The sequence below is a fragment of the Streptococcus sp. 10F2 genome, assembly GCF_054331515.2.
In genome coordinates, this window is the sequence record NZ_JBTGGE020000071.1 from 1 (window position 1) to 6,438 (window position 6,438).

General features: G+C 42.9%; 7 protein-coding genes and 1 pseudogene. All 8 read right to left on the reverse strand.

Annotation, left to right across the window (positions count from 1 at the left end):
• Window positions 1–160 precede the first annotated feature (160 nt).
• The 8 genes and pseudogenes from ACXM1Q_RS08605 to glmU all read right to left on the reverse strand — a co-directional run bounded on the left by ACXM1Q_RS08605 (window position 161) and on the right by glmU (window position 6,258).
• Window positions 161–850, reverse strand: a complete 690-nt coding sequence (locus ACXM1Q_RS08605; protein ID WP_458517718.1) for a type 1 glutamine amidotransferase domain-containing protein — start codon at window positions 848–850, stop codon at window positions 161–163.
• Window positions 847–1,428: pseudogene (fic, locus tag ACXM1Q_RS08610) on the reverse strand (protein adenylyltransferase Fic). Before fic ends, ACXM1Q_RS08605 begins: the two are co-directional and overlap by 4 nt.
• Window positions 1,429–1,479: 51 nt before the next feature.
• The gene (locus tag ACXM1Q_RS08615; protein WP_458517719.1) at window positions 1,480–1,776 is read right to left on the reverse strand and encodes a nucleotide pyrophosphohydrolase; all 297 of its coding nucleotides are present in this window, start codon (window positions 1,774–1,776) and stop codon (window positions 1,480–1,482) included.
• Between the two features lie 8 nt (window positions 1,777–1,784).
• The gene (locus ACXM1Q_RS08620) at window positions 1,785–3,323 is read right to left on the reverse strand and encodes an ABC-F family ATP-binding cassette domain-containing protein (protein ID WP_458517720.1); all 1,539 of its coding nucleotides are present in this window, start codon (window positions 3,321–3,323) and stop codon (window positions 1,785–1,787) included.
• A gap of 65 nt (window positions 3,324–3,388) precedes the next feature.
• Entirely contained in the window at window positions 3,389–4,081 is a 693-nt protein-coding gene (locus ACXM1Q_RS08625) for a 5'-methylthioadenosine/adenosylhomocysteine nucleosidase (protein ID WP_458517721.1), read from the reverse strand.
• A gap of 12 nt (window positions 4,082–4,093) precedes the next feature.
• Window positions 4,094–4,318: a cell wall synthase accessory phosphoprotein MacP gene (gene macP, locus ACXM1Q_RS08630; protein ID WP_458517722.1), complete on the reverse strand. Its 225-nt coding sequence runs from the start codon at window positions 4,316–4,318 to the stop codon at window positions 4,094–4,096.
• Window positions 4,318–4,872, reverse strand: a complete 555-nt coding sequence (locus tag ACXM1Q_RS08635; RefSeq protein WP_458517723.1) for an NUDIX hydrolase — start codon at window positions 4,870–4,872, stop codon at window positions 4,318–4,320. Before ACXM1Q_RS08635 ends, macP begins: the two co-directional genes overlap by 1 nt.
• Complete coding sequence (gene glmU / locus ACXM1Q_RS08640; protein WP_135036665.1) at window positions 4,873–6,258, reverse strand: bifunctional UDP-N-acetylglucosamine diphosphorylase/glucosamine-1-phosphate N-acetyltransferase GlmU; 1,386 nt, start codon at window positions 6,256–6,258, stop codon at window positions 4,873–4,875. It abuts the gene before it with no gap.
• Between the last annotated feature and the right edge of the window lie 180 nt (window positions 6,259–6,438).

Genomic DNA, 6,438 nt, shown 5'->3' on the forward strand with positions numbered 1-6,438 from the left:
TATTTCGTAGTTGCTTCCTTACTTGATTTGGCATTCTATCCACCTCCTTTAGCCTAAGTATAGCAAAAAAAGGATTTCGAAAGCTCAATTTAGGAGCTTTCGAAATCCTTAACTTAATGACATTGCTAGATTGGCTGAGTTTTTTATGTTTAATCAATTTCTAATTTCGTTCAGTAAGATTTTTCATTAACAATCTTGCAACTGCCCGTGGTGACCATGGATTTTGTCCGGTGATTAATCGACCATCTTGAACAGCATAGGAACTGAAGAATCGTTTTTTTGAAAACTGAGCTCCGCGACTTTTCAGTTGTTCCTCTGTTGAAAAAGGTACCTTATCTTTCTTGCGGCTCAGTAATTCTTCAGTATCTGTAAAGCCTGTTACTTGTTTATTTTTTATGAGATAATGACCATTTTCGTCTTTGAGATTTAAAAGTCCCACAACTCCGTGGCAAACAGCTGTAACATATCCTCCAGCTTGATAGATGGATTGAGCTACTTCTTGAATTTCTTGATTTTCTGGAAAATCCCAGAGTACTCCATGCCCTCCTGTATAATAGATAGCATCATAATCTCGAGCATGAATCTCATTAGGGCTAAGACTATTAGCTAAAGCCCGCTCCACAAACTGAGGATTCTGGTACCACTTGTAATCTGTTACATCCATAAATTTCATCGAATAAGGATCTAGTGGGACATAGCCTCCTCTTGGGCTAACAAAGTCTGCTTCATAGCCATATTTTTGAATTTCATCATAAAAATGAGTTAATTCTCCTAGCCACAAGCCTGTAGGAATTTCATAGTTCTTATATTGACTAATATTAGTCAATACAATCAATATTTTCTGCTTCATAAATCCTCCGTCCTAAATAAAAAATAACCTTCATAGTCATAGGAATGATCAATTCCTTTCATATATAAAGTGACATTATCCACATCACTAGTTAGTGCGGCTTTTAAAATATACTTGATTTCAATATCTCGAATGGGACTTCGTTCCATGGCAAGAAGATAATCTTCTTTACCCACCTGAGACCAGTCTATGACTTGCCCCAATTGCTACTTCAAGATATGGTCTAGCCAAATCCGCATGGACCGTCCGTTTCCTTCACGAAAAGGGTGGGCGATATTCATCTCTACATATTTTTCAACAATCTAATCAAAGGTTACCTGTGGCATCTGATCAACACTGGCCAAACTTTGAGGGAGATAGAGGACTGGAGCAAATCGAATTCCTCCTTTACTGATATTAACCTCTCGAATACGGCCCGCAAAATCATAGATGTCTTGAAAGAGATAGTGATGAATAGCGGAAAGTGCCTCAAAAGTTCCGGGAATCATAGGTGAAAGTAGTCCATCGAAGAACAAGGATTTAGCCCACTTTTTGCTCATCTTTTCTTCGATGGCTGCTTCCTTTAGAATCGTTTCCATTTCCCACTTCCTCCACTTATACGACCTTTATTCAAGCTCAACCCAAAACACCTAGTCCTCTTCCTTAGCCACTGGATACTTCAGGGCATTTTTCTTGAGTTTGTCTTGGATGATGGTCTCAACATCTAAGCCTAGTTTATCTGTTAGTTGAAAGGTGTAAATCAGGATATCCGCGATTTCTTCTTGAACATTGATGGGATCAAAATCATCCTCTCCCCATTGATAATTTTCTAGTAGTTCTGCGGCTTCAATGATGATCGAAGTCGCTAGGTTACGCGGGCTGTGGGCTTCGCCCCAGCCACGTTCATTGCGAAATTTCAGGATATCTTGAAGAATGTTTTCAATCATAATGTCTCCTAAATCAATTCATTGAAATCCCAGACTTGATCGACCCAGCCTTGGTAAAAGTCTGGTTCGTGGCAGACCATAAGGATGCTGCCTTTGTAGGCTTGGAGGGCACGTTTGAGTTCGTCTTTGGCGTCCACATCTAGGTGGTTAGTCGGCTCGTCTAAGACTAGTACGTTGGTCTCGCGGTTCATAAGGAGGCAGAGGCGAACCTTGGCTTGCTCACCTCCACTGAGGACTTGGATTTGACTTTCAATATGTTTGGTTGTGAGTCCGCATCGGGCTAGGGCAGCGCGGACTTCAGCTTGGTTCATAGCTGGGAAGGCATCCCAAACAGCTTCTAGTGGCGTTTGGCGATTGCCTCCTGGTACTTCCTGCTCGAAGTAGCCTAATTCAATAAATTCCCCTTCTTCTACTTGGCCTCCCAAGGCTGGGATAATTCCTAAAAGGCTCTTAAGAAGGGTCGTTTTACCAATTCCATTAGCTCCGACAATGGCAATTTTCTGATTGCGTTCAAAGGTCAGATCCAACGGACCTGCTAGTTTACGGTCATAGCCGATTTCCAGCCCTTGCGCTTGGATAATAAACCGTCCAGGAGTCCGAGCGCTCTTGAAATCAAATTGTGGCTTTGGTTTTTCCGCTTGGAGTTCAATAATATCCATCTTATCCAGCTTTTTCTGACGACTCATCGCCATATTTCGAGTCGCTACCCGAGCCTTGTTGCGGTTAACAAAATCTTTTAAGTCCGCAATCTCTTTTTGTTGGCGTTCATAGGCTGCTTCCAACTGGGCCTTCTTCATGGCATAGACTTCCTGAAATTGCTCATAATTCCCGCTGTAGCGCACCAAATCTTGATTTTCAACATGATAAACCAAATTGATTACCTCGTTGAGGAAGGGAATATCATGGGAAATTAAAATAAAGGCATTTTCATAATTAAGAAGGTAACGTTTGAGCCAATCGATATGCTCGGCATCTAGGTAGTTGGTAGGTTCGTCTAAAAGAAGAATATCCGGCTTCTCTAGCAATAATTTAGCTAAGAGAACCTTGGTTCGTTGCCCGCCACTGAGTTCGGTCACATCAGACTCCATGCCAAAGTCAGCAACCCCTAAGGCACGCGCCACTTCATCAATCTTGGCATCCAAACTATAAAAATCCCGACTATCTAGGCGATCTTGCAACTCGCCAACTTCCTCCATCAGAGCATCGTAATCACTAGCTTCCGCCATTTCCATGTAAATTTCCTGAATACGAGCTTCCGTCTTAAAAAGGTCGTCAAAAGCTGTCCGCAATACATCCCGAACGGTCATTCCAGGTTCTAGCACTGCATGCTGATCCAGATAACCCGCCTTAACATACTTGGACCAAATTACTTGCCCTTCATCTGGCTGCAGTTGCCCCGTCACGATACTCATAAAGGTAGACTTTCCTTCGCCATTAGCTCCTACTAAGCCGATATGCTCACCTTTCAAGAGGCGAAAAGAAACATCTTCAAAAATCGTTCGATCACCGAACCCATGACTCAATCGTTTTACTTCTAAAATACTCATACAGTCCCCACTCTCCAAAAAAGGAGACCAGGACAACACACTTCCCTGGTCTCATTCCAGTCTTCCTAAACTAATTTTTTCAAAAAGGCTACTAAAACCTGTGCTGATCTCCGACCAGCTTCCACAATAAACTCATCAAAAGAAATCGCCGCATCTTGCTCAGCCGTATCACTCATGGCCCGAATAACCATAACAGGTAGGTTGATTGAATGAGCCGCTTGAGCAATAGCAGCTCCTTCCATTTCCACAGCCAAAACGTCTGGAAAGGCTGTCTTAATCATTTCCAAACGATCGGATGATGCCACAAAAGAATCACCTGTTGCAATCAATCCCATTTGATAAGTCTGTCCTTGTTCCTCTAAAACATCCTTGAAAACAGATTGGAAATAGTTGCTAGTTTCAAAATAAAGAGGTTGTTGGGCCATTTGACCATAGGCATAACCAAAGGCAGTCACATCTACATCATGATAGGCCAAGCGGTCTGCCACTACGATATCTCCTACAGCCAGACCTTTCGCCACAGCACCAGCAGAACCTGTATTAATGACGGCATCCACCTTAAATTCTTGTGCTAAAACGGCAACTGTCATAGCGGACATCACTTTTCCAATGCCACTCTCAACCAAGACAACCTCATGACGACCAAGATGCCCTGTATGATAAACTTGGCGAAGATAGAGATGCTTCTGATCATTTTCCAACTGTTCCAATAGAGTTGCTAATTCTTGTGGCATAGCCGCAATAATTCCAATTTTCATAGCTTCACTTTCCTACAATACAAACATAAAAATTAGGAGTAAGACCAACAAAAGCAAGAGCCAAAAAAGAATTTTATTGAGGGTCTGTTGAAAACGCGCCCGCTTCTGATTCTCCACTTGTCGGCTTTTCCGAACTTCCGGCTCTACTTGAAGACGATCGATTTTATGTAACAAATCCAAATCGAGAGGCTCTGTGTCTTCAACGAAATCCGAGTCAAATCTTTGGTGATTGGCCATCAGTTCTGCCCCTTTTCCATCAATTGCCAATACTGAATGGCCATAATGGTTTTGGCATCACAAATGTCCCCTGTCTCAATCGCTTCCAAGGCTTGATTCAAATCCAGCTCAAACAAGGCTAGGGTTTCATCGGCATCTTGAGGCCGTGGATTATCCACTTTTTCCAAATTTCGAGCCAGGTATAGTTTCACTTTTTCACTGCAAAAGCCAATGGCTGTATAAAAATCATACAACAATTCCAATTCCGCTACATAGCCAATTTCTTCTTCCAATTCCCGAAGAGCAGCGGCTTTAGGGTCTGCATTTTCACCAATTTCCAATTTGCCAGCTGGAATTTCCAAACTCGTTCCTTCAATAGCCTTCCGATATTGCTTAACAAGTAGCACCTTATTCTCACTTGTAATGGGCAAGACACAAACGGCACCATTATGGAAAACCAACTCCCGTGTAGAAGTCCCTTTCCCATCTGGCAATTCAACTTCATCAACGGCTACTTGAAAAACACGGCCCTTAAAAATTTCCTGACGACTCAAGGTTTTTTCTTCAAAATTCATCTATTTCTCCTCTTGGCTAGGATGATGGGGAAAACGAGCTGCATAACCGTTCTTAGTAACTTGACGTGATCGGCCTAAAGCCAATCCATCCTCCGGTACGTCCTCTGTAATCGTCGAACCTGCGGCTAATAGCGCGTGGTCTCCAATGGTAAGTGGAGCTACTAAGGTCGAATTGGAGCCTACAAAGACACCATTACCAATCTTAGTTTCATATTTCTGCTGCCCGTCATAGTTCACCGTAATCGTTCCAGCTCCAAAATTAACATCTTGTCCAACCTGACTGTTCCCGATATAGGTTAAATGGCCAGCCTTCGTTCCTTGTCCTAAGCTAGAGCCCTTAACTTCTACAAAATTCCCCACGTGGACCTGATCAGCCAACTGAGAACCTGGCCGAATATGCGCGTAAGGTCCTACTGTTACGTCTTGTCCAATCGTTGATTCTTCAATCATAGAATGGGTAATACGACTATTGGCTCCTACATGGCTGTCCACTAGATAAGAACCTGCACTAACGTAGACACCCGTTTCTAACTTCGTAGTCCCACGCAGAGTTACTTGACCCTCTAACTCAACATCCCCAGCAATTTCAACGTCGATATCAATTGTTGTTGTCGCCGGATTTTGGAACGTTACACCATTGAGCATATGTCCCTTATTGATGCGGTTACGCATAACCGTTTCTGCAATGGATAGCGCATAGCGGTCATTAACTCCTAAACTTTCTTCAAAATTCCGAAGCATATAAGCGCCAACCTTCTCACCAGCCTGGCGGAAAATACCAATAACATCTGTAAGGTAATACTCTCCTTGAGCATTATCTGTATTGATATCCTTTAAAGCTTCGAAGAGGCGACGATTGTCAAAAACATATGTACCTGTATTGATTTCTTTAATTTGTTGTTCAAAATCACTGGCATCTTTCTGTTCCACAATCTTCAAGACTTCACCGTCTGCGTTGCGGACCACACGTCCATAGCCAAAAGGATTCTGAGCTTCAGCCGTCAAAATAGTTGCCACATTCTTGTGATTAATATGAAAATCAACGAGCGACTTTAGACTCTCACCAGTAATCAAAGGCGTATCTCCAGCGATGACTAAGGTTTGACCATCTAAATCTCCCAACACCTCTTCTGCCATCCGAACCGCATGACCCGTTCCCAACTGCTCCTTTTGTAAAGCAAAATGAGTCTGATCTGCAAGCACAGCTTCAACCATTTCAGCCTTGTGCCCAACAATGGTCACCGTCTGAGCAGGAGCCAGAGCTGAAACACTTCTGAAAACATGCTCCAACATAGTAATCCCAGATACTTGATGCAGGACCTTAGGCAAGTCTGATTTCATCCGCGTTCCTTTTCCAGCGGCTAAAATAATGGCATAATTCGACATATTCATTCCTCTATTTCTTGTCATACTCATCCTCTATTATAGCATTTTTCCACCAAAATCGAGTAGGGACTAATGCATAGTCCCTCTCACACCACCGTGCGTGCCGTTCGGCACACGGCGGTTCAGTTAACTTTTAACGCATGTCGTTTTAGGTAGTAATCGAGACAGCTGACCAGTCCT

Coding starts and splice junctions, on each gene's coding strand:
- ACXM1Q_RS08625 (WP_458517721.1), bottom strand. CDS start 4,081: ATGAAAATTGGAATTATTGCGGCTATGCCACAAGAATTAGCAACTCTA.
- ACXM1Q_RS08605 (WP_458517718.1), bottom strand. CDS start 850: ATGAAGCAGAAAATATTGATTGTATTGACTAATATTAGTCAATATAAG.
- macP (WP_458517722.1), bottom strand. CDS start 4,318: ATGGCCAATCACCAAAGATTTGACTCGGATTTCGTTGAAGACACAGAG.
- ACXM1Q_RS08620 (WP_458517720.1), bottom strand. CDS start 3,323: ATGAGTATTTTAGAAGTAAAACGATTGAGTCATGGGTTCGGTGATCGA.
- ACXM1Q_RS08615 (WP_458517719.1), bottom strand. CDS start 1,776: ATGATTGAAAACATTCTTCAAGATATCCTGAAATTTCGCAATGAACGT.
- ACXM1Q_RS08635 (WP_458517723.1), bottom strand. CDS start 4,872: ATGAATTTTGAAGAAAAAACCTTGAGTCGTCAGGAAATTTTTAAGGGC.
- glmU (WP_135036665.1), bottom strand. CDS start 6,258: ATGTCGAATTATGCCATTATTTTAGCCGCTGGAAAAGGAACGCGGATG.